Origin of the sequence: Leisingera sp. ANG59 (genome assembly GCF_013317235.1) — a bacterium.
Lineage (GTDB): Bacteria > Pseudomonadota > Alphaproteobacteria > Rhodobacterales > Rhodobacteraceae > Leisingera.
Window position 1 is genome coordinate 114,075 of sequence record NZ_WLCM01000008.1, and the last position, 21,024, is coordinate 135,098.

A 21,024-nucleotide genomic window follows, 5' to 3' on the forward strand; every position below is an offset into this window, starting at 1 on the left:
GGCACGCCTGCGGGGGCGGGAAAACCCGCCTGCCCGCGTGCATATGTGCCTGCCCCAAGGTGCATTATTCGAATTCCATGATCACATCATCAACCGCCAGACTGTCGCCAGCGGATGCGTTGATCTTGGACACCACGCCCTTACGCTCGGCGCGCAGGATGTTTTCCATCTTCATGGCTTCGACAGTGCAGAGTGCCTGGCCCTCCTGGACCTCCTGCCCCACTTCGACGTCGACCTTCACAATCAGGCCGGGCATCGGGCACAGCAGCATCTTTGAGGTATCGGGCGCGACCTTCTCCGGCATCAGCTGGGCCAGTTCGGCCTGGCGCGGGGTGCGCACCTTGACGGCCAGGTCGGCGCCGCGGGAGCGGATGCGGAAGCCCTGGGTCACCTTGCCGGTTTTCAGAACCAGGGTTTCGCCGTTCACCTGCAAGGTGGCCAGCTGGTCGCCCGGGGTCCAGTCAGAGGTCACGCGGTAGCTGCCGCCGCCCTCGAAATTGACGGTGGCGCCGTCACGGTCGGCGTCGATCACCACGTTGAAGGACTGGCCCTGCAGGCTGACTACCCAGTCGGTGCCGACCTTGCGCTCGTGGTTGTCCATCCGGCCGGACACGCGGGTGCGGCGGATTTCAGCAACCCGGTGCATCGCGGCGCAGGCGGCAGCGATCTTGCGCAGGTCGTCGCTGTGCAGTTCAACGCCCTCGAAGCCGTCGGGATACTGTTCTTCGATGAAGGCGGTGGTCATGGAACCGTCGATAAAGATCGGATGGTCCATCACCGCGCTGAGGAACGGCAGGTTGTGGCCGATGCCCTCTACCTCGAAGCTGTCGAGAGCTGTGCGCATGGCGCCGATGGCGTCCTCACGGGTCGGCGCCCAGGTGCAGAGCTTGGCGATCATCGGGTCGTAGTACATCGAGATCTCGCCGCCTTCATAGACGCCGGTGTCGTTGCGCACCGCGGTCTCGCCGGCGGGGGCATCGCCCTGCCACTTGCCATTCACCAGCATCGGGCCTGCGGCAGTTTCCGCCGGCGGGCGGTAGCGGGTCAGGCGGCCGATGGAGGGCAGGAAGCCGCGGTAGGGATCTTCGGCATAAAGACGGTTTTCGATCGCCCAGCCGGTGAGTTTCACATCTTCCTGGCGCATCGGCAGCTCGGCACCGTCGGCGACGCGGATCATCTGCTCGACCAGGTCGACGCCGGTGATCAGCTCAGTGACCGGGTGCTCCACCTGCAGGCGGGTGTTCATTTCCAGGAAATAGAAGTTCTTGTCGCCATCGACGATGAATTCCACGGTGCCGGCAGAGGAGTAGCCCACCGCCTTAGCCAGCGCCACGGCCTGCTCGCCCATCGCCTTGCGGGTTTCCTCGTCCAGGAACGGCGACGGCGCCTCTTCCACGACTTTCTGGTTGCGGCGCTGGATCGAGCATTCGCGCTCGCCCAGGTAGATGCCGTTGCCGTGCTTGTCGCACAGGACCTGGATTTCGATGTGGCGCGGCTGGGTGACGAATTTCTCGATGAAGATCCGGTCGTCGCCGAAGGAATTCGCGGCCTCGTTCTTGGAGGACTGGAAGCCTTCGCGGGCTTCCTCGTCGTTCCAGGCGATCCGCATGCCCTTGCCGCCGCCGCCGGCGGAGGCCTTGATCATCACCGGGTAGCCGATCTCGTTGGAGATCTTCACCGCCTCGTCAGCATCGGCAATCAGCCCCATGTAGCCGGGCACGGTGGACACACCGGCCTCCTGGGCGATCTTCTTGGAGGTGATCTTGTCTCCCATCGCCTCGATCGCGCCTTTCGGGGGGCCGACGAAGGCAACGCCTTCGGCCTCGAGCGCCTCGGCGAACTTGGAGTTCTCGGAAAGGAAGCCATAGCCCGGGTGCACCGCCTGGGCGCCGGTCTGGCGGATCGCCTCCATCACCTTGTCGATGACGATATAGGACTGGTTGGCGGGCGGCGGGCCGATGTGGACGGCCTCGTCGGCCATTTGCACATGCAGGGCCTGCTTGTCGGCGTCGGAGTAGATGGCAACGGTCTTGATACCCATCTTGCGCGCGGTTTTGATCACGCGGCAGGCGATCTCGCCCCGGTTGGCGATCAGGATCTTATCAAACATAGGCAGTCCCTTGTTCCTTGGTATTCCGGAATGCAAAACGCCGCGCCCGGGGAGAGCCCGGACGCGGCGTTTGCGCGATGTCAGAAGCGGCCCGCGGGGGGCGGCTGTTCAGAGCGGCGGCAGGCGCCTCAGCACTTGCGGGGGTTTTGCTCGCAATAGACCAGGTTTGCGGCCACGCCGACGGCTGCGCCGGTGACCAGGTTGGCGTCCAGCACCGCGGCGCCAAGCGCGCCTGCGCCGCCGCCATAGATGATGCGCTCGCCGGTGGTGTCGCCACAGGCTGCCACAAGGCCGCAGAGCGAGAGCGCCGCGATGAAAGATTTTGCCCGCATGTCCATGTTCCTTCTTCCGGGGACGTGAGTGTCCCTGCGGAATTTGCAGGCTGGCAAGCGCGGCGCAACGCTGCATCGGCAAGACGCCGATGATGCGCGGAGGCTTGCCGCACCGGGGGGCAGATACGGCAAGCTTCCGCCAATGCCTGAGAGGGACAAAAGACGGGCAGGCCGCGGATGGGGGCGCGTACCTGCCCGTTCAGGCGAAGGGGCCGGAACAGATGCTCGGCACAGCAGCGTGGCTGCGCTGCTTGGGCCACGATGCACCGGGGGGCGGCGGCTGTAAGCCCCTGAAACTCAAGATCCGGAAATTTGGCAGAATCCTGCTGAACCGGAAGGTCCGTGTGCAAGTTCATGCCGAACCTGCGGCGCCCCGGACGCCCGGATTGGCGGCGCGCAAGGAGCCGCGCTGCCGTGCCGGCGGTATGCGTCCGGGCGCGCGCCATCAGTCGAACGCCTCCGGGAAGGAGGCTCGGGCAACCGCCTCGTCGATGACCAGCAGCGCCTCGTAGCTTTCGGGATCAAAGGGATCTTCGGCCGGGATCACCTCGCGGCCGAACAGCCAGCTGAGACGGCCGGCATCAAGGTTGCCGCGCTCGAACGGCTGATCGCCGAAATGCTCCCACAGCGCCTGCATGAACATGAGGTCGACCCGCTTGTCGACGTTCTTGCGGTCGCGGAAGCGCTCGCGCCGGGTCAGCGGCGTCACCCCCTTGGGGTTGGGGCGGCGGATAGTGAATTGGAAATCGGTGCCGGGCATACGGCCCGGGAACCCGCGGTGTTTCAGCATTTGGGTGCCTCCGGTCCGGCACCCCACGGGGCGGCGGGGGCCGGCCGCAGGGCCGGACCCCTGTAGTGTTTAGTTGTACTTGCCGGTGAAGGTCGGCTCTTCGGTGACCGGCTCGACAACGACGAATTCCTCTTCCTGCTGGGCGCAGGCGGTGACGGCGGCCAGCAGGCCGGCCAGGGCGATAAGCTTGATGCTCTTGGACATTTCTGTCTCCTGATAAAAATAGTGAAACCTGCGGCGGCTGCACCGTCCGCATGCCTCGACCTCAATGCGAAGGCAGCCTGATGGCTGCCCGCGCCGAGGATAGCCGGGTTTGCCGCCGAGTCACATGCAAATCGCGGCAACCGGCTGTGCTGTGGCTGCAATGCCGCAAGAATCCGCCGGTCCGGCCCCTGGTCCGCAAGATATTGTGGAAACATCAGAAAGCCTCCCACATGCAGGCCGCGCCCTCGGGGCGGTAGGCCTCGAAAAACTGGGTCGCCTCCGGGTCCTGGGCGCCGAAGGGCACCATCCGGTCGGACAGAGAAATCACCACCCGCGCCGCGGTCAGACCGTGTTCCGCCAGATAGGGCAGCGCGATGCTGCCGCAGAGGTGGTCCATGTCAGGCGCCGCCGATTCATAGCTGACGGTGCCGGTTCCACGGGCGATCTGCGGCGCCAGGAAGCGGAACCGCGCCCAGGTCTGGCCGGGCTGGCCGGGGGCGTCGTCCAGCAGCACCTCTGCCAGCGTCACGGGCTGGCCCGAGGGTACGGAAATCGCATCTGCCGCTGTAGCGGTCAGGGCAATGAGGGCAAAGGGGATTGCGGCCAGATATCCGCAGCCCCGGCCCCCGGTCACCCGGGCTCCTCCGGCCGGAGCTGCAGGCGCTGCGCAAGAGGCGCGCGCTGTCTGATATCGGCTGGAGCGGATCATGACGCTGATTCGCTCTTCATGTCAATTTTTGCCGCGATTCTATGCGAATCCTTCGCATCTGCACGGGAATCGGGCAGCGAGGTGCCCTGCCCCCGGCTGGCATGCCGGATCCAGCGGGCGCGGCGGGCCGGATTTTCCAGAACTTCAGTGATTTGCGCCGCGGCATTGGCAGGCACCCGGCCCGCCACCTGGCCGCCCGCGCGCACCCGCAGCCCCTGCCCTGCGGCGGTGATTTCCACCACCGGGGCGAAGCCGCGCAAGCGCTGCAGCTGCCGCCAAAGGTCCTGGCGGATCTGATGCGCCAGCCGCAGGGGATCAGCGGCGGGCAGCACCGTTTCCGCCGCGACGTCGAAACGTGCAGGCAAGCGGCGCGACAGCGTAAAGGCGCTGTCCGTGCGGGTGATATGCCAGGAGGTGCGGGTCATTCAGACACTTCGATTCGGATCAGATCACCGGTTTGCCAGTTTTCGTTTTCGAGACCGAACACCACCCGCCGGGTTGGCGGAATGGTCCGGTAGTCTGCCTCTGGCCCATCTGCGAGCTCCGCAAAATAATCGTCAGGCAGGGCAGCGTCAGTCGTAGCGGCAAGCTGCGCCATGAGAGAGACGGTTTGACGTATCGACTCCGCTTCCTGCGGAAATGGCTCACGAGCATTCAGAATGCTGCCAAGATCAGAGCGGAACACGGCAAGCATAACTTCGCGTGCATCGGACCCGCTGGAAATCTCAAAGAAATCAAGATATTCCAGCGGCGCACGATCTGCACCGAAAGTCACAGCCTCAATTTCGCTCTGATCTACCATTACCAACTCACAGCGGAATGTTGTCGTGCTTTTTCCACGGGTTTTTCAGCTGCTTGCCCCGCAGGGAGGCAAAGGCGCGGCTGACCCGTTTGCGGGTGGACTGGGGCATGATCACCTCGTCGATGAAGCCGCGTTCAGCCGCCACGAAGGGGTTGGCAAACCGGTCTTCGTAGTCCGCTGTGTGGGCCGCGATCTTGTCCGCATCGCCAAGGTCGGCGCGGTGGATGATCTCGGTGGCACCCTTGGCGCCCATCACCGCGATCTCAGCTGTCGGCCAGGCGTAGTTGAAGTCGCCGCGCAGATGTTTGGAGGCCATCACGTCATAGGCGCCGCCATAGGCCTTGCGGGTGATCACGGTGACCTTGGGCACGGTGGCTTCGCCATAGGCAAACAGCAGTTTTGCGCCGTGCTTGATGACGCCGCCGTATTCCTGGGAGGTGCCCGGCAGGAAGCCCGGCACGTCGACGAAGGTCAGGATCGGGATCTCGAAACAGTCGCAGAAGCGCACGAAGCGGGCGGCCTTGCGGCTGGAGTCGATGTCGAGGCAGCCTGCCAGCACCATCGGCTGGTTGGCGACGACGCCGACGGTCTGGCCTTCGAGGCGGATGAAGCCGGTGATGATGTTCTTGGCGAAATCCTCCTGGATCTCGTAGAAGTCACCCTCATCCGCGACCTTGGTGATCAGCTCCTTCATGTCGTAGGGGCTGTTGGGGTTTTCCGGGATCAGGGTGTCCAGGCTTTCCTCGATCCGGCCGGGCTGGTCGAAGAACGGGCGCACCGGCGGCTTTTCGCGGTTGTTGAGCGGCAGGAAGTCGACCAGGCGGCGGACTTCTGCGAGGGCTTCCACATCGTTTTCAAAGGCGCCGTCGGCAACCGAGGATTTGCGGGTGTGGGTGGAGGCGCCGCCCAACTCCTCAGCCGTCACCACCTCGTTGGTCACGGTTTTCACCACGTCCGGGCCGGTCACGAACATATAGGAGGTGTCCTTGACCATGAAGATGAAGTCGGTCATCGCGGGCGAATAGACCGCGCCGCCGGCGCAGGGACCCATGATGACGGAGATCTGCGGGATCACGCCGGAGGCCATGATGTTGCGCTGGAAAATCTCGGCGTAGCCGGCCAGCGCGTCGACGCCTTCCTGGATGCGGGCGCCGCCGGAATCGTTGATGCCGATCACCGGCGCGCCGTTCTGCACCGCCATATCCATGATCTTGCAGATCTTCTGGGCATGGGTGGCAGAGACCGAACCGCCGAGCACGGTGAAGTCCTGAGAGAAGACATAGACCTGGCGGCCGTTGATGGTGCCCCAGCCGGTGACCACGCCGTCGCCGGCCGGCTTGTTGTCTTCCATGCCGAAATCGGTGCAGCGGTGGGCAATGAACATGTCGAACTCTTCGAAGCTGCCCTCGTCCAGCAGCAGTTCGATCCGTTCGCGGGCCGTCAGCTTGCCGCGGCCGTGCTGTGCGTCGATGCGGCGCTGGCCGCCGCCCAGCCGCGCGTCCTGGCGGCGGTCTTCCAGCTCGGAAAGGATATCTTTCATGGCACATGTCCCCTGTCAGTTTCAGCGCGACCATATATTGCGCCGCGACAAAGCCAAAGGACATTATCGCAAATTTGCAAACCGTTTGCATACGCAGGAAGCAAAGTTGAAAATTAGCAAACCCCCATGTATTCCCCAAGGCAGGGAAAAAGTCCGGTGACTTTCCCGCCACTCGCCTCTAAGCGAAGCGCCATAAAAGAAAAAACACTCAAGGGGCTTTGAATATGGCTTTCTTTAACCGGCGCAGCTTCCTTGCGCTTGCTTCTGCAGCTCTGCTTGCCGCATGTGAAGAGCACACCGCTCTGGTCGACCCGACTGTCAGCTCGAACATCAACGTCGTCGACGTACAAATCAACCCGGGCTCCCTGCCCCTGAAGGAAGACGGAACCGTGCGGACCGGCCGGGAGTACACGCTCTCTGAAACGCAGTTCATTCAGCAGCTTGACGCGGCACTGACGCGCCAGATTCAGGCCCGCGGCATGAACGGCGGCACCAAAGCCGTTCTGTCTGTCACGCCAACAAAGCTGGCACTGGTTTCCCCTGGGCAATCCTTCGTGGTCGGCGGCCGCAGCCAGATTGAAGGCATTGTGACCCTCAAGACCACCCAAGGCGAAACCCTTGTGGCTCCCGTCACGGTCAAGGGCTTCACCGACGAACTGCGTGCGGGCGGCCTGATCGGCGCGATGACCACCCCCTCCGCGTCGGAAGATTACCGCCGCACGCTGGACGGCTTTGCAAACAATGTGAGCCGCAAGCTGTTCGAAAACCTGACCGTCGGCATTGGCGGCACGGTCATCAACTGACCAGACACGTAAAGCCGGGCCGCCGCATCAGGCGGCCTTGGCAATCCCGGCGATCTGGCGCAGGGCGTTGCCCAGCGGCGCCCGGACGGGGGCGGAGATGCCAAAGGGGTTTTCCTCCACTAGGGCAATCACCGGATCACCCTTGAGAAACTTGCCGTAGGCCGCAACCTGCGCCAGTAGCGCCTGAGCGGCTGTCTTGCGGGCCTCGCCGGTGGCGGACTTCATTTCGAACAGAGCCTTCATCAGCGCGGTCTGGTTGCCGTCGGTGGCGCCCGCCAGGCCGGCATCGGCGATTTGTGCCAGTACCGGGTGGTTCTGGGACCGCAGGGCAGCCTGCAGCTCGGAGATGCCGCGGTCCGCCTCTTCCTTGGCGGCCTGCCAGATTGCCATCACATCCTCTTGCGGCGCCTCAACATCTGCCGGTGCGTCAAGGGCCTGCGCAAGCGCTTTCAGCCCAGCCGCTGCCTCACTCAGCGCACCGGATTTCAGCTGCGCGGCAATCTCCCTGGCCTTGGCAGCCAAAGGTGCTGCCTGGTCCGACGGCAGGGTTTTGATCCTGGCGGCCTGTTCGTTAAGAAGCTTGCCGAGGCGGCCTGCCTGCTGCTGATCGGCCGAGGGTTTTGCAGACTGCCCCTGAAGTTTGGCCAGCGCCGCCTCCAGCCGGGTCAGGCGGACGGCGCAGCCATCATGGTCGCCCTGCCCCAGGAGCTTGGCGCTGGCCTTCACCTCCGGCGCGAGCTTACCAGCAAGGTCCGGGCTGCCCAGCGCCTTGACCGCTTCCGCCGCGGCGGCGATGCGCTGCTTCAAGGCGGCGGCAGTGCCGTCATCCGCCTGTGCCGGTGCGGTGGCTTCCTGATCTTCGGCGTCGTCATCCGGCAAGGTTTCCTCGTCGATGATGCTGCCGTCTGGACCGAGGAGGACAGGTTTGAACTTGACCATGCCTTCCTTCATGAACCGCTTCTTCAGCTGTTTGACGATACCCTTCAGCGGTTTTTCGGGCTGCAGGAAGACCTCGTTCTCCTCCACCCGCAGGGTGCCGAAGCAGGTTTTCTTGATGCCTGGAATCTTCTTCAGGTCTCCGCGCAGCACCTTGCCGGGCTTGCGCAGGTCGATCATCAGCCCGCAGGTTTCCGGCTTGGCCCCCAGGCCAAAGGCGAAGGGCAGCTCCTTGCCGGACGCCTTGGATTTCTTGATGAGTTTCAGGACGGCATCGGTGTCAAAAGCCTGGTCGGACATTGCATTTCCTTAGGCGCCAGTGAAGGCGTCCCACTCCTCTGCGCTCATTTCAACAAACTCCAGATCGGCCTCGTCGCCGGGCTCTGACAGCGGCTGTCCGGGCCAGATCATGCCGTATGCACGGCGGAACAGCGCCTCCAGCTCCGGGTCGGAAAACGGGTACTGCTGGCCTGCAAACTGGCCGATGCGCCCGTCCGGGGTGGCAATCAGCGCATCCAGCGCCAGGCGCAGCCAATCGAGGTTGCCCTCCTTATGGGCGCGTTTGTGCATGGCGCGGATGTCGGCATCGAATTGCGCCAGATCAGCCATCGGATCGGGCGCGTTCACTGCCCGCCCCATGGTCAGGAGCCGCGTGTAGCCTTCAATCAGTTCCTTGCGGATTTTCATGGGATCATGTTCCCCGGATTGCCATTGGTGTAGGTCTTGGTTTCATTGTCCCAGCCATCAGCGACCGGGTATTGCTGCATCATCACCCAGCGGCCCCTGATCCTGGCCGGCGGGGCGCCGTGGCGGGCCGTGTATTTCGCGACGTAATCGGCGTTATCCTGTGCCTTTTCCTGCGGATGGTCCGTCCCCGGATCGGGATGGTCCGTGGTTTCGGCAGGCAGCTTCTCCGGCTCCCAGATGAAGTTCACATAGGCGCGGGTCAGCCCCTCGATCTCCTCGAAGGTTTCATAGGTCTTGTCGGGGATCGGCTCGCCGCTGTCATCCAAGCGCACATGCTTCTTGTGGCCAATGTAGGCCTTGTCGATCGGGCGGCCGTGCTCGACGGTGAAATCGGCGTTTTCGTCCGGGTCGGTCAGCGGGTCGCCGGTGAAGGTCATTTCCGTCACCGTGATGTCAATGCCCTTGGCCAGAGCCGCCTGCGCGGCCAGTTCGCGCCCCGCAAGCCAATCCTGCGGACTGTGGAACTTGGACGAGGCACCGGTATAGGAGCGCTCATCGTCCGAGTGCGCATTGGGCGGCTTGCCGGTCTTCAGGCGGGTAATCAGGTCCTCGTCGGTGACGTCCGGGCCGTGGCGGTCCAGCGAGTGGCCCGCATTGCTGTCCGCGCCATCCGCGGCCTCGCAATCCATCGCCACACTGGCGCAAAGCGCGCCGAGATCAGTGCGGATGCTGTCAAAATCAGTCTTAGCCTTGGCAAAGTCCGGCTTCTTGGCCTCCCCTTCTGCGGCGGCGATACGGACCTCGAAGGGATCCAGCTTGTCTGATCCGGTGCCCGCGCGCTGCAGCGCCTTCAGGATGCCCTGAACCTGATAGCGGGCGGTGGCCATCGGCTTGGCCTGCTTCAGAAGCGTCAAGTGCGCATCGAGCAGCAGGAAGGCGTCGCTGAATTCGCCGTCATCATCAGCCCGGTCCGTGGCGGTTTTCAGCGAGGCATCCAGCGCGCTTTCAGCCTCAGCCAGCTTGAGGTATTTCTTGGTCCGGGTGTGCTCTTTTTGGACGTTGGCGAGCTTGGCGCGGTAGTCGGACATCGCCAGCACCAGATCCAGATAGTCGGTGCGGTTCAGCACACCCCGCAGATCCGCCGTGGCCTTGGCCGGATCGCCGCCGCGGGCGGTAAGTTCAGCCGCCTGGATCGCGCCCTCCAGCGTGCTGCGCAGGTTTGCCGGATCGACGGGCAGCGTGGACAGCAGGTCTTGGGCGGTCTGGCGCAGGGCAAGGTAATCCGGCATCAGCTGCAGTTTCTCCAGCGCGCCTGGCGCGGCGGCAACCGCCGCCGGATAGTTCCCCCCGGCCAGGGCATCGGTCACCGGCTTGTGGAAATTATACCCCTCAGCCGCCGGGTGCCGGCGCAGGATCGTGTCCATTTCGCGGCGGCTGTCGGTGATGGCTTCCAGCTTGAACAGCTGATCGAGTTTTGCGTGATGCTGCGGCGCGCCGGCGTCCATGTCGAAATTGCCGGCCTCAGCCAGCACCCGATGCGCATCCCAGGTGGCGTTGAGGTCGCTCAGCTCCGGCTCCTTCAGCACCTGCTTCAGCGCGTCATAGCGTTTCTGCAGTGCCTTAAGGATCTGGGTCGAATAGCTCTGCCCCATGATCGCGGGATGCGCCTTGACCCAGGATTTCAGATCCTTGAGCGCCTTCTTGGGGTCATTGTCGCCGGCAGCGGCCTGTTTGGTCTGGGCGGCCAGCACGGCCTTGCGGAACTCGGCATCGGTCATCATCGACATGTCGAAGCCGCGCAGGAACTTGGCCAGCGCCGCGCGCTCCCTGGTGCCATAGGCGATGAGGGCGTTCAGCTTGGCCTCCGCCTCCGGGAACTTGCTGTCGGTATAGGCCAATTTCTTGGCGTCCTTCAGGTGATCGCGGAAATCCCTGGCATCACGCAGCTGGCTGCTGAGGATGTTCTGGCAGCGCTTGTGGTGATTGGCTTCGTAATCACACAGAAGGGCATCGAAGCTGACCGCGGCCGCCAGGTGGCCCTCGGTATCAAGGTTGCTTTTCCAGACCTCCAGCGCCGCCTTGGCACCATTGAAATCCCCCGTCTTCGAGAGCGCGGCCGCCGCCTCCATCTGCGCCGCGCGCGCCGTGGAGGCGGTTTCCTTGTCCGGATCCCCCATCGGCTTGATCAGCAGGAGCGTGGCACGGGTCCAGTTGTCGAAGAAAACGCCATAGGCCTTGGCGCCGTCCGCCTTGGCGGAGATGTCCTTGGCCTGCGCCTCCACCGCTTCGAATTGAGTGTCGGAGACGGCGGCAGCCATGGCCTTTAGCGCGGTTTTGATCAGGGTTTCGAGATAGGTGAAGGCACCCTGGTCCAGGCTGTCGCGCTCCTTGGCGAATTTTTCCTCTGCCGCAGCGAGCGCGGCCTGCGCCTTCTCACGGGCGGCGGCAATTGCCAGCTGAGCAGTGATCTGGTCTTTCAGCTCCTGAATGCCGCTGTCGATCTGATCGAAGGCCTCCGCCGCGTCCGCGCTGAGGATTTGCTTTTTCAGCGCCTTGCGCCCGCCTGCCAGGCTGCGCCGGGCGCCGGAGCTGAGCGCAGCCGGAACGGTGATCTTGTTCAGTTCTGCCAGCGCCGCGGTGCGCCGCTCCTCCAGCGCCGCGCCGCCGGCGTCCGGCATGTCCGGCATCTCCCACGCCTTGGCGTCATAGAAACGTTCGGCCCAGAGCCGGATGGCAGGGTTGTTGGCAAGCGGATCGGGGGCATTGGCCATGGATCACCTCGGCAGCAAATAAGACGGGACTGAAAAACAAGAAAAAATGCAGTTCTGCCCCAGCATAGGCGGCGCATTGTTTTGCAGGCAAGAGTCTTCTGACGCGGCGTCACACCTGTGCACCGCTGCACATGCGGCAGATGGACAACCCCGGCCGACTGCTCTAACCGGATGGTATGTCCACATATGATACCCGGGCCCCGGGCCAGCGGACGCCTCCGCGCATCTTCACCCTGATCCTGCTGGCAGGCCTGTCGGCGCTTGGCATGAACCTGCATCTGCCGTCGCTGGCGGGGATGGCAGAGTATTACGCGGTCGACTACCGGGTAATGCAGCTGTCGGTGGCGCTGTACTTGGCGGGCAATGCGGTGGTGCAGATCTTTGTCGGGCCGGTTTCCGACCAGATGGGGCGGCGGCCGGTGATCCTGGGCAGCATCGTGCTGTTCCTGCTGGCCACGCTGGGCTGCATCTATGCGCCGACGGCGGAGCTGTTCCTGATGTTCCGGGTGGCGCAGACAGCGGTGGCCGCAACCATGGTGCTGAGCCGCGCCGCGGTGCGCGACATGTATGACACCAACGAGGCCGCCAGCATGATCGGCTATGTCACCATGGGCATGGCGGTGGTGCCGATGATCGGCCCGGCAATCGGCGGCTTCCTGGACCAGTGGATGGGCTGGACCGCCAACTTCTGGCTGCTGTTCCTGGTCGGCGCAGCGACGCTGCTGATCACCTTCACCGATTTCGGCGAGACCGCGCACAAGAGCGGCAAGACGCTGGTGGCGCAGTTCCGCGAATACCCGGAGCTGTTGAGTTCGCCGCGCTTCTGGGGCTACTCGCTGTCGTCCGGCCTGGCCTCCGGCGCCTTCTTTGCCTATCTGGGCGGCGCGCCTTTTGTCGGCACCGAGGTCTATGGCCTGAGCACCGCAGAGCTGGGGGTCTGGTTCTCCGCGCCTGCGGTGGGGTATTTTGCCGGCAACTTCGTCTCCGGCCGCTATTCCACCCGGCTGGGGGTCAACCGCATGGTGCTGTGGGGCTGCATCATCAATGGCGGCGGGGTGCTGCTGTCGCTGCTGATCGCAATGGCGGGCGCGGACAGCGTGATCACCTTCTTCGGCCTGATGTGCTTTGTCGGGCTGGGCAACGGCATGGCGATCCCCAATGCCACCGCAGGCGCGATTTCGGTGCGGCCGCATCTGGCGGGCACCGCCTCCGGCCTCAGCGGCGCCATCATGATCGGCGCGGGCGCCGCGCTCAGCGCCTTTGCGGGGATGCTGCTGGTGCCAGGGTCCACCGCGGTGCCGCTGCTGGCGATCATGTTCGGCACCGCCACGTGCGGGCTGGTGGCGATCCTGCTGGTGGTCTGGCGGGAGCGGCAGATCCGCGCATAAGCCCCGCCACAAGCTTGCGGGGCAGCCTTTGCAATTATACGCTTCGCAGGAATTGAATTTGCAAAGGCATGCCCCATGGCCACTCAGAAACTTTACGCCGGCGCCAAGCTGCGCGAGATGCGGCAGCGGCTGGAGCTGACGCAGAAGGATTTCGCCGCCAAGCTGGGCGTTTCCCTGCCCTATCTGAACCAGATGGAGAACAACAACCGCCCGGTGTCGACCACGGTGGTTCTGGCACTGGCGCAGGAATTCGGCATGGATGTGACCGAGCTGAGCGCGGGCGACAGCGAGCGGCTGGTCAGTGACATGCGCGAGGCAATGGCGGACCCGGTGTTTGCCGATGACGCACCGCCGCTGGCGGACCTGCGGCTGACGGCGTCGAACGCCCCGGCGCTGGCGCGGGCGTTTCTGGCGCTGCACCGGGCCTACCGGCAGACCCATGAGCGGCTTGCCTCGCTGGATGAGGCGCTGGGGCGGGAGGATGCGCGCATTCAGGCGAGCCCCTGGGAAGAGGTGCGCGATTTCTTCCATTACTGCGACAACTACATCGACGCGGTGGACCATGCGGCCGAACGCTTCGCCGCCACCAATGACATCCGCGCTGCAGCGGTGGCCGAGCTGGAGCGCGGCGGCATCACCGTGCGGCAGACCGAGATGGAAGGTTTGCGCCACTATGATGCGGAGGCGCAGGTGCTGCATCTGTCGAACCGCTCCGCGCCGCAGACGCAGCTGTTCCAGATGCTGCTGCAGGTGGCGCTTTTGCGGCAGAACACCTTGCTGGAAGCGACCCTCGATTTTGCAAAGTTCCAGAGCGAGGAAGCCCGCGCCATCGCCAAGATCGGCCTGGCCAACTACTTCGCGGGCGCGGCGCTGATGCCCTATACACGGTTCCTGGAAGCGGCGCAGGCCTGCCGCCACGACCTGGAGCTGCTGGCGATCCGCTTCGGCGCCTCGATCGAGCAGATCGCGCACCGGCTGTCGACCATGCAGCGGCCCGGCGCCAAGGGGGTGCCGTTCTTCTTTGTGCGGGTGGATCAGGCGGGCACCATCACCAAGCGGCACTCGGCCACGCGGCTGCAGTTTGCCCGTTTCGGCGGCGCCTGCCCGCTGTGGAACGTGCACCGGGCGTTTGAGACCCCGGGACGCTTCCTGCGCCAGCTGGCGGAGACGCCGGACGGGGTGCGCTATATCTCGCTGGCGCGGGATGTGTCCAAGCCCGGCGGCTCCTTCGGCGCGCCGGTGCGGCGCTATGCGATTGCGCTGGGGTGCGAGGTGCGCCACGCGGACGCGCTGGTCTATGCCGACGGGTTGGATGTGAGCCAGGACAACGCTTATGAGCCGATCGGCATCTCCTGCCGGATCTGTGAGAGAAAGGACTGCCACCAGCGCTCGGTGCCGCCGCTGGAACGGCGGCTGACCATCAACACCGACCAGCGCGGCGTGCTGCCATATGAGGTAAGCTGAGGCTGCCGTGCCGCAGAGCGGAGCGCTGCAATCAGCCGCGCAGACGGGCCAGCAGGCGGGCCATCAGCGCGCGTTCCGCCTTGGCGGCTGCTTGGGTCGGCTGTTTGGGCTGGTCCGCCGGGGCCGGCTGCCACTGGCGCGCGCGGCCGGGCGCAGGCTGCTCCTGCTGCGCAGGGACCGCTGTTTCCGCCCGGATCACATTCCGCACCGCTGCCAGGATTTCGGCATCGGTGGCCTCTGACGGCACCCCTTCGATCTCCTGCCAGCGCCCAGGCTGATAGATCTGTCCCATCGGGTTACTCCTTCGAACACTACGCTGCACCCTTTGGCCTGAGGACAAATTCAGGCTGTAGTCTGTAGATAGTGCACCCGGTCACAATTTTGACGAATTTGCCTTAAATTCATCCAAATTACCCCGTTCCGGGAAGAAAATCATCAACAGTTGGCCGGGCGGTTCGGCACTGTTGCCGGTTCAGGATCAATGCGGCGGTCGCGAATCCCCGGGCCGCCGCTCCGCGCAAGGGAAGGCCCTTGTGCCGGATGTAAAAAAGGGGCGCCGCAAGCACCCCTTCTCCGTTGCGCCGTCCGGCGGCATCACGCCTTGGACAGGATCCCCCAGATCTCATCCTTGAGCGCAGCGCGCTGTTTGCGCATTTCGGTCTCGGCCTGTGCGCTGACCGGCTCCACATTGGTTTCCGCCCGGTGCACGGCGCGGTTCACCGCGTGGTAGTCATCCGACAGCTTGGCGAAATGCGCGTCGGACTGTTTCAGCTGGCTCATCAGCGCCGCTTTCTCCGGGAATTCCTCGGCCAGTTCATGGGGAGTGTTGGACACCTGCTCGCTCCTTCTTCCTAGGGTCGGTTGCAGATTATTGCCTGCCCTGCCCGGCCACTTTGACGCGGATCAAAAGATGACCGCAGCGGGCGGATTTTCGGGAAAATTCCGGCAGCAAAAAGCCGCCCGCACAAAGGGGAGGTGGCGGGCGGCTTGCTGGCAGCGCAACAGGATCAGCGTTGCGCTTCGCGCCAGTTCGGGTTGAACCACGGCTCTGCGTTGGAGGACGGCAGGCGGCGGCCCAGGATGTGGTCGGAGGCCTTCTCGCCGGTCATGATCGAGGGGCCGTTGAGGTTGCCGTTGGTGATGCGCGGGAAGATCGAGCTGTCGGCAACGCGCAGGCCATCGACGCCGATGACGCGGCATTCCGGGTCGACCACCGACATCGGGTCTTCCACGGCGCCCATTTTGCAGGTGCCGCAGGGGTGATAGGCGCTTTCCACGTGTTCGCGCAGGAAGCCGTCGATTTCGTCGTCGGTCTGCAGGTCTGCGCCGGGCTGGATCTCGTGCTTGAGGAACGGCTTCATTGCATCCTGGGCAAAGATCTCGCGCGTCAGGCGCACGCATTTGCGGAAGTCGATCCAGTCCTGCTCGGTTGACATGTAATTGAACAGGATGTTCGGCGCGTCCTTGGGATCGGCGGAGGCCAGCGTGACCTCGCCGCGCGAGGGCGAGCGCATCGGGCCGACGTGGGCCTGGAAGCCGTGGCCCTCTGCCGCGGCCTGACCGTCGTAGCGGACTGCGATCGGCAGGAAGTGGTACTGGATGTCCGGGTAGTCGACGCCCTTGTCGGAGCGGATGAAGGCGGCGCTTTCGAACTGGTTCGACGCCCCTAGGCCGGTCTTGGTGAACATCCACTGGGCGCCGACCAGGCCCTTGCCCAGCAGGTTCCAGTATTTGAACAGGGTGATCGGCTGCTTGCAGGCGAACTGGAAGTAGAATTCCAGGTGGTCCTGCAGGTTCTGGCCGACGCCGGGGCGGTCGGCGACCACGTCGATGCCGTGCTCGGCCAAGTGCTTGGCCGGACCGATGCCGGACAGCATCAGCATCTTGGGGGAGTTCAGCGAGGACGCCGCCAGGATCACCTCGGCACCGGCACGGATCACCTCGACCTTGCCGCCGCGTTCGATCTCGACGCCGACGGCGCGGCCGTTCTCGATCACCACCTTGCGGGCGAAGGCGCGGATCAGGTCGCAGTTTTCACGTTTCAGCGCGGGCTTCAGATAGGCGTTGGCGGCAGACCAGCGGCGGCCCTTGTAGACCGTCATCTCCATCGGGCCGAAGCCTTCCTGCTGTTCGCCGTTGTAGTCGGAGGTGACCGGGTAGCCCGCCTGCTCGCCCGCCTTGACGAAGGCGTCATGCAGCGGGTTGTCGCGGGGGCCGCGGGTCACGTGCAGCGGGCCGTCCTTGCCGCGCCAGTCCGGGTCGCCGCCGTGGCCGCGGTCGTTCCAGGTTTCCATGCGCTTGAAGTACGGGAGCACGTCGGCATAGGACCAGCCCGCAGCGCCGCTTTCGGCCCAGTGGTTGTAGTCGCCCGCGTGGCCGCGCACATAGACCATGCCGTTGATCGAGGAGGAGCCGCCGATCACCTTGCCGCGCGGGCAGACCAGTTCGCGGCCGCCCAGATGCGGTTCGGGCTGGGATTTGTAGCCCCAGTCATAGAGCGGCATGTTCATCGGGTAGCTGAGCGCGCCCGGCATCTGGATAAACGGCCCGGCATCAGTGCCGCCGTGTTCGATCACCAGGACCTTCTTGCCGGCCTCGCTGAGCCGGTAGGCCATGGCACAGCCGGCTGACCCGGCCCCGACAATCACATAATCCGCGTTCATATCTTCTCTCCGTCGCTGAGACCGGGGGCTGCCCGCCTGCCCGGCTCTGCCTTCATTCGCTGCAGGGCCGCCGGGGCGGCGCCTGCCATTCTTGCTGCCCGGCTCAGAACGCCGCTTCGACGTCACCCATGCGGACGTAAACGGATTTCACCTGGCTGAAGTGCTTGATCGCCTCTTTCGAATTCTCGCGGCCAACGCCAGACGCCTTCACGCCGCCAAACGGCGCCTCAACCGGGGCGTCGTTGTAGGAGTTGATGAAGCAGCTGCCCGCTTCCAGCTGGCCGATCACCCGGTGGGCGCGGCTGAAGTCGTTGGTGAAGACGCCGGCGGACAGGCCGAATTCGGTGTCATTGGCGCGGGCGATCACCTCTTCCTCGGTGTCGAAGTCGAGGACGGACATCACCGGGCCGAAGATCTCCTCGCGGGCGATGGTCATATCGTCGGTCACATCGGCAAAGACGGTGGGCTGGATGTAGTAGCCCGGCATGTCGGCACGGTTGCCGCCGCAGATCAGGCGGGCGCCTTCTACTTTGCCCTTTTCGATGTAGCCCAGCACGATGTTCATCTGGTTCTCAGTGACCATCGGGCCAAAGCTGGTGGCCTCATCCATCGGGTCGCCCAGGATGGCATTGCCGGTGCGCTCCGCGAGGCGGGCCAGGAATTTCTCCTTGATGCCTTTCTGCACGAACACGCGGGTACCGTTCGAACACACCTGGCCGGAGGAGTAGAAGTTGCCGTTGATGGCGCCGCCGACGGCGTTGTCGATGTCGGCGTCATCAAAGATGATCAGCGGCGACTTGCCGCCCAGCTCCATGGTGACGTGCTTCATGCCTGCCGCGGCGGCGGCATAGACCTTCTTGCCGGTCGGCACCGAGCCGGTCAGCGAGACCTTGTCAACACGCGGGTCGGTAACCAGCGCGCCGCCGACTTCGCCCATGCCCTGGATGACGTTGTAGATACCGGCGGGGGCGCCCGCCTCGTGCAGGATCTCTGCAACTTTCAGGGCACAGAGCGGCGTGGTCTCGGACGGTTTGAACACCATCGAGTTGCCGCAGGCCAGCGCAGGCGCGCCTTTCCAGCAGGCGATCTGGGTCGGGTAGTTCCAGGCGCCGATGCCCACACACAGGCCAAGCGCCTCGCGCACGGTGTAAACCCAGTCCTCGCCCATCGGGATGTGCTCGCCGGTCAGGGAGCCTGCCAGGCCGCCGAAGTATTCCAGCGCGTCGGCGCCGGAGGTGGCGTCGGCGACCAGGGTTTCCTGCAGCGGTTTGCCGGTGTCGTAGGTTTCCAGCACCGACAGTTCGTGGTTGCGCTCGCGCATGATGTCGGCGGCGCGGCGCAGGATGCGGCCGCGTTCGGTGCCGGTCATCTTGGCCCATGCCTTTTGCGCTTCCTTGGCTGTGGACAGCGCCTGATCGACAATCGCCGGAGTGGCTGCGTAGACAGTGGCGATCTGCTCACCCGTGGCGGCGTAAATCACCGGGATCGGGGTGCCAGTGGTGTCTTCGACGTATTCGCCATTGATGAAGTGGCTGGCCTTGGGCTGGGCGGGGTGGGTCATGATACTCTTGTCCGATCTGTTCAAGGGTTTCAGTGCTGCCGGGGCAGCAATTACGGGGTCTGCATATGACTGGCAGAGGGTGCTGCCAGCGGGTTCGGTTGCGGGCCGGTCTGCCAATTGGCAGGAGCGTCCGGGAGAAACGGCTGTCAGGTGCCTGAGGCTGGAGCCGCTTGTCGCAGACCTCCGCGGAGACGGCGGTGTGCAAAGGCGCCTGGCAGGCCAGAAGGCGCTGCCAGGCAGTTGGAGGCTGGTCCCCTCATTCGGGGAAACTTGGGGGCCAGCCGGGAGACCGCCCTTAGTGGGCTGTCTTGATCTTCTCGAAGTCGAGCGTGTTTTCCTCAGGCGAGGCGTCAATGCTCATCACTTCGCTGCGCTTGAAGGCCAGGATGTAGGCCAGGCAGGCCACATAGATGGCGATCACGATGGTGCCGATCCACTGGATCTGCAGCCACTGGCTCTGGAAGGCCAGGGTCAGGCCGAAGAGCACAACCGCGTTGCCGAGCACGTAAGGGATGGTGCCGAAACGCTTGGCCGTCAGGTTCAGGTTGTCGGTGTAGAGGCGGATCAGCGAGTCAAAGGAGTTGACCACGAAGATGATGCCCACCGCCACCATGGAGACGTTGATCAGCAGCGTCGTTTCGATGCTGTTCAGGTGGTAATAGTACAGCACCGAGAACCACACACCCAGCGGGATCGACGGGAAGATCAGCAGCGCTGCCAGAACCTGCCAGGTGCGCAGGCCGCCGACAAAGCGGGAAGTGAACTGGCCGATCATGATCGACCATGCGAACCACCAGAACAGGTAGAACTCATGATAGTCGGTCAGCGGCAGGATGAACTTGTGGATGTTGGCGAAGTAGCCGCCGATGTTCGATGCGGTGTCCGCGAAGGCGCCCAGGCCCATGCCGGCATAGGCCCACATGCCCAGGATCAGCGCCATGAACAGCACCGTGGAGCCGACCGACAGGATGCGGACGTATTTGATGTCGGTGGAGGAGAAGGCGGCAAACAGAATCACCAGGAAGGTGATGACATAGAACGCCGGGATCACCGTCTCGCCGTCGCCCATGAAGGTGGCGTAATACGGCAGGTAGATCAGGAACAGCGCGCCGGTGAAGGCGCAGGTGCCGATGATCACGATGTTGTTGATCCATTTCACCAGCGGGATCTCAAAGAACTTCACCCGCGGCTCGATGACGCAGAAATAGAAGGTCGTCAGGAAGTAGAAGCCCCAGATCAGGAAGCCCCAGAAGCCGAACTCCAGTGCCAGCGGGTTGGTGAAGCCATAGGCCGGTTCCGCGGCGGTGTCCGCATAAAGCGGGAAGTCCCAGGCCAGCGGGAACATGATCAGGCCCACGTCCAGACCGGAGGTGAACAGAATGGCGATGAAGGTGAAAAGGTGAACGGGGGTCACGCCGACGTTGCGGACGTTCCACCACTTGATCACGCAGAACGCCACCAGCGCAAAGGCCAGCAGAATCCCGAACGAGATGATTGAAGTCATATGTCCCTCCCATTTCCGGGCGGTTTCCGCCCTCAGACATGGGAGAAGTACATATCACAGCCGACTGAAGCGCCAAACAGTTTTTTAAACAGCCGTTCAAGATTCGAATTCGCGCGAACAACAGTTGAAACGCGGCTCCAATTGCCGCACAACTTAATCATGAGCAGGAAACGCATCCGGGACATCCGCAACGAAGAGCTGATCGAAGCCACCATCGTTGCCGTGCACAAGCGCGGCTACGGTGTTGTAACCATGGCGGAAATCGCGCGGGAGGCCGGGGCGTCGGCGGCCTCCATCAACTACTATTTCGGCTCCAAGGAAGGGCTGATGGAAGCCACCATGCTGCATCTTCTGGGCAAGCTGCGCCGCGCAATGAGCGAAGGTTACGCAACCGCCAGCACCCCGCGCGAGCGCTTGTATGCGGTGATGGATGCGAATTTTGCCGACGGTCTGTTCACCGTTCCCCAGTGCAGTATCTGGATGCAGTTCTGGGCCAATGCCCCCTATTCACCGCGTCTGAGCCGCCTGCACCGAATCAACCGGGCCCGGGTGCGCAGCCATTTCCTGGCCGAGCTGCGGGCGCTGCTGCCGGCGGATCGGGTGGAGACCGCGCGCCAGGCGCTGCAGTGCTACATGGACGGGGTCTGGCTGCAGGCGGCCCAGTCAGAAGAAGCACTGGACCCGGAGGATGCCCGCGCCGCGGCGCACCGTGTGGTGGATCTCGTGATCCCCTGAGGTAATGGCCCGCAAGGCCGCACCC

At 64.1% G+C, this 21,024-nt stretch carries 20 protein-coding genes; 4 read left to right on the top strand and 16 right to left on the bottom strand.

Annotated elements, in window-relative coordinates; genetic code table 11:
* Positions 1–64 precede the first annotated feature (64 nt).
* From GKC28_RS09880 to GKC28_RS09910, 8 genes are all read right to left on the bottom strand, one after another.
* Positions 65–2,110 (bottom strand): acetyl/propionyl/methylcrotonyl-CoA carboxylase subunit alpha, encoded by a 2,046-nt coding sequence (locus tag GKC28_RS09880; protein WP_174146736.1) that lies wholly within the window; start codon positions 2,108–2,110, stop codon positions 65–67.
* A gap of 128 nt (positions 2,111–2,238) precedes the next feature.
* Positions 2,239–2,442, bottom strand: a complete 204-nt coding sequence (locus tag GKC28_RS09885; RefSeq protein ID WP_174146737.1) for a hypothetical protein — start codon at positions 2,440–2,442, stop codon at positions 2,239–2,241.
* A gap of 445 nt (positions 2,443–2,887) precedes the next feature.
* Positions 2,888–3,232 (bottom strand): hypothetical protein, encoded by a 345-nt coding sequence (locus GKC28_RS09890; RefSeq protein WP_174146738.1) that lies wholly within the window; start codon positions 3,230–3,232, stop codon positions 2,888–2,890.
* 69 nt (positions 3,233–3,301) lie between these two features.
* A complete protein-coding gene (locus GKC28_RS26710; protein WP_302480791.1) occupies positions 3,302–3,436 on the bottom strand; it encodes a hypothetical protein in 135 nt (44 codons plus the stop codon).
* A 214-nt stretch (positions 3,437–3,650) separates the two neighbouring features.
* Positions 3,651–4,145, bottom strand: coding sequence for a DUF6497 family protein (locus GKC28_RS09895; protein ID WP_174146739.1), 495 nt, complete (start codon positions 4,143–4,145; stop codon positions 3,651–3,653).
* Positions 4,142–4,570, bottom strand: a complete 429-nt coding sequence (locus tag GKC28_RS09900; protein ID WP_174146740.1) for a hypothetical protein — start codon at positions 4,568–4,570, stop codon at positions 4,142–4,144. Before GKC28_RS09900 ends, GKC28_RS09895 begins: the two co-directional genes overlap by 4 nt.
* The gene (locus GKC28_RS09905; protein WP_174146741.1) at positions 4,567–4,947 is read right to left on the bottom strand and encodes a hypothetical protein; all 381 of its coding nucleotides are present in this window, start codon (positions 4,945–4,947) and stop codon (positions 4,567–4,569) included. Before GKC28_RS09905 ends, GKC28_RS09900 begins: the two co-directional genes overlap by 4 nt.
* A gap of 7 nt (positions 4,948–4,954) precedes the next feature.
* Positions 4,955–6,487 (bottom strand): acyl-CoA carboxylase subunit beta, encoded by a 1,533-nt coding sequence (locus tag GKC28_RS09910; protein ID WP_174146742.1) that lies wholly within the window; start codon positions 6,485–6,487, stop codon positions 4,955–4,957.
* Between the two features lie 218 nt (positions 6,488–6,705).
* Here GKC28_RS09910 and GKC28_RS09915 point away from each other — a divergent pair, with 218 nt between their 5' ends.
* On the top strand, positions 6,706–7,290 hold the full coding sequence (locus GKC28_RS09915; protein WP_174146743.1) for a hypothetical protein: 585 nt from the start codon (positions 6,706–6,708) through the stop codon (positions 7,288–7,290).
* A 27-nt stretch (positions 7,291–7,317) separates the two neighbouring features.
* Here the strand turns inward: GKC28_RS09915 and GKC28_RS09920 are convergent, their stop codons facing one another.
* The 3 genes from GKC28_RS09920 to GKC28_RS09930 are packed head-to-tail and all read right to left on the bottom strand — an operon-like array spanning position 7,318 to position 11,684.
* Entirely contained in the window at positions 7,318–8,526 is a 1,209-nt protein-coding gene (locus tag GKC28_RS09920; RefSeq protein ID WP_174146744.1) for a hypothetical protein, read from the bottom strand.
* Between the two features lie 9 nt (positions 8,527–8,535).
* On the bottom strand, positions 8,536–8,913 hold the full coding sequence (locus tag GKC28_RS09925; RefSeq protein WP_174146745.1) for a hypothetical protein: 378 nt from the start codon (positions 8,911–8,913) through the stop codon (positions 8,536–8,538).
* Positions 8,910–11,684, bottom strand: coding sequence for a hypothetical protein (locus GKC28_RS09930; protein WP_174146746.1), 2,775 nt, complete (start codon positions 11,682–11,684; stop codon positions 8,910–8,912). Before GKC28_RS09930 ends, GKC28_RS09925 begins: the two co-directional genes overlap by 4 nt.
* A gap of 176 nt (positions 11,685–11,860) precedes the next feature.
* On the opposite strand from GKC28_RS09930, the gene GKC28_RS09935 reads away from it, so the two are divergent.
* Complete coding sequence (locus GKC28_RS09935; protein WP_174146747.1) at positions 11,861–13,072, top strand: multidrug effflux MFS transporter; 1,212 nt, start codon at positions 11,861–11,863, stop codon at positions 13,070–13,072.
* A 75-nt stretch (positions 13,073–13,147) separates the two neighbouring features.
* Positions 13,148–14,536 (top strand): short-chain fatty acyl-CoA regulator family protein, encoded by a 1,389-nt coding sequence (locus GKC28_RS09940; protein ID WP_174146748.1) that lies wholly within the window; start codon positions 13,148–13,150, stop codon positions 14,534–14,536.
* A 31-nt stretch (positions 14,537–14,567) separates the two neighbouring features.
* Here GKC28_RS09940 and GKC28_RS09945 read toward each other — a convergent pair whose 3' ends face one another.
* From GKC28_RS09945 to GKC28_RS09965, 5 genes are all read right to left on the bottom strand, one after another.
* Positions 14,568–14,828: a hypothetical protein gene (locus GKC28_RS09945; RefSeq protein WP_174146749.1), complete on the bottom strand. Its 261-nt coding sequence runs from the start codon at positions 14,826–14,828 to the stop codon at positions 14,568–14,570.
* A 302-nt stretch (positions 14,829–15,130) separates the two neighbouring features.
* Positions 15,131–15,370: a YdcH family protein gene (locus tag GKC28_RS09950; RefSeq protein ID WP_174146750.1), complete on the bottom strand. Its 240-nt coding sequence runs from the start codon at positions 15,368–15,370 to the stop codon at positions 15,131–15,133.
* Positions 15,371–15,543: 173 nt separating this feature from the next.
* On the bottom strand, positions 15,544–17,199 hold the full coding sequence (betA, locus tag GKC28_RS09955) for a choline dehydrogenase (protein WP_174146751.1): 1,656 nt from the start codon (positions 17,197–17,199) through the stop codon (positions 15,544–15,546).
* Positions 17,200–17,302: 103 nt separating this feature from the next.
* Positions 17,303–18,760, bottom strand: coding sequence for a betaine-aldehyde dehydrogenase (gene betB / locus GKC28_RS09960; protein WP_174146752.1), 1,458 nt, complete (start codon positions 18,758–18,760; stop codon positions 17,303–17,305).
* Positions 18,761–19,055: 295 nt separating this feature from the next.
* Positions 19,056–20,264, bottom strand: a complete 1,209-nt coding sequence (locus GKC28_RS09965) for a BCCT family transporter (protein ID WP_174146753.1) — start codon at positions 20,262–20,264, stop codon at positions 19,056–19,058.
* A gap of 159 nt (positions 20,265–20,423) precedes the next feature.
* Here GKC28_RS09965 and betI point away from each other — a divergent pair, with 159 nt between their 5' ends.
* Positions 20,424–20,999: a transcriptional regulator BetI gene (gene betI, locus GKC28_RS09970; RefSeq protein ID WP_174146754.1), complete on the top strand. Its 576-nt coding sequence runs from the start codon at positions 20,424–20,426 to the stop codon at positions 20,997–20,999.
* Positions 21,000–21,024: the final 25 nt, after the last annotated feature.

Bases quoted from the DNA above. Each gene is read 5' to 3' on its own strand.
- GKC28_RS09880 (WP_174146736.1), bottom strand. From the start codon at position 2,110: ATGTTTGATAAGATCCTGATCGCCAACCGGGGCGAGATCGCCTGCCGC.
- GKC28_RS09885 (WP_174146737.1), bottom strand. From the start codon at position 2,442: ATGCGGGCAAAATCTTTCATCGCGGCGCTCTCGCTCTGCGGCCTTGTG.
- GKC28_RS09890 (WP_174146738.1), bottom strand. From the start codon at position 3,232: ATGCTGAAACACCGCGGGTTCCCGGGCCGTATGCCCGGCACCGATTTC.
- GKC28_RS26710 (WP_302480791.1), bottom strand. From the start codon at position 3,436: ATGTCCAAGAGCATCAAGCTTATCGCCCTGGCCGGCCTGCTGGCCGCC.
- GKC28_RS09895 (WP_174146739.1), bottom strand. From the start codon at position 4,145: ATGATCCGCTCCAGCCGATATCAGACAGCGCGCGCCTCTTGCGCAGCG.
- GKC28_RS09900 (WP_174146740.1), bottom strand. From the start codon at position 4,570: ATGACCCGCACCTCCTGGCATATCACCCGCACGGACAGCGCCTTTACG.
- GKC28_RS09905 (WP_174146741.1), bottom strand. From the start codon at position 4,947: ATGGTAGATCAGAGCGAAATTGAGGCTGTGACTTTCGGTGCAGATCGT.
- GKC28_RS09910 (WP_174146742.1), bottom strand. From the start codon at position 6,487: ATGAAAGATATCCTTTCCGAGCTGGAAGACCGCCGCCAGGACGCGCGG.
- GKC28_RS09920 (WP_174146744.1), bottom strand. From the start codon at position 8,526: ATGTCCGACCAGGCTTTTGACACCGATGCCGTCCTGAAACTCATCAAG.
- GKC28_RS09925 (WP_174146745.1), bottom strand. From the start codon at position 8,913: ATGAAAATCCGCAAGGAACTGATTGAAGGCTACACGCGGCTCCTGACC.
- GKC28_RS09930 (WP_174146746.1), bottom strand. From the start codon at position 11,684: ATGGCCAATGCCCCCGATCCGCTTGCCAACAACCCTGCCATCCGGCTC.
- GKC28_RS09935 (WP_174146747.1), top strand. From the start codon at position 11,861: ATGTCCACATATGATACCCGGGCCCCGGGCCAGCGGACGCCTCCGCGC.
- GKC28_RS09940 (WP_174146748.1), top strand. From the start codon at position 13,148: ATGGCCACTCAGAAACTTTACGCCGGCGCCAAGCTGCGCGAGATGCGG.
- GKC28_RS09945 (WP_174146749.1), bottom strand. From the start codon at position 14,828: ATGGGACAGATCTATCAGCCTGGGCGCTGGCAGGAGATCGAAGGGGTG.
- betA (WP_174146751.1), bottom strand. From the start codon at position 17,199: ATGAACGCGGATTATGTGATTGTCGGGGCCGGGTCAGCCGGCTGTGCC.
- betB (WP_174146752.1), bottom strand. From the start codon at position 18,760: ATGACCCACCCCGCCCAGCCCAAGGCCAGCCACTTCATCAATGGCGAA.
- GKC28_RS09965 (WP_174146753.1), bottom strand. From the start codon at position 20,264: ATGACTTCAATCATCTCGTTCGGGATTCTGCTGGCCTTTGCGCTGGTG.
- betI (WP_174146754.1), top strand. From the start codon at position 20,424: ATGAGCAGGAAACGCATCCGGGACATCCGCAACGAAGAGCTGATCGAA.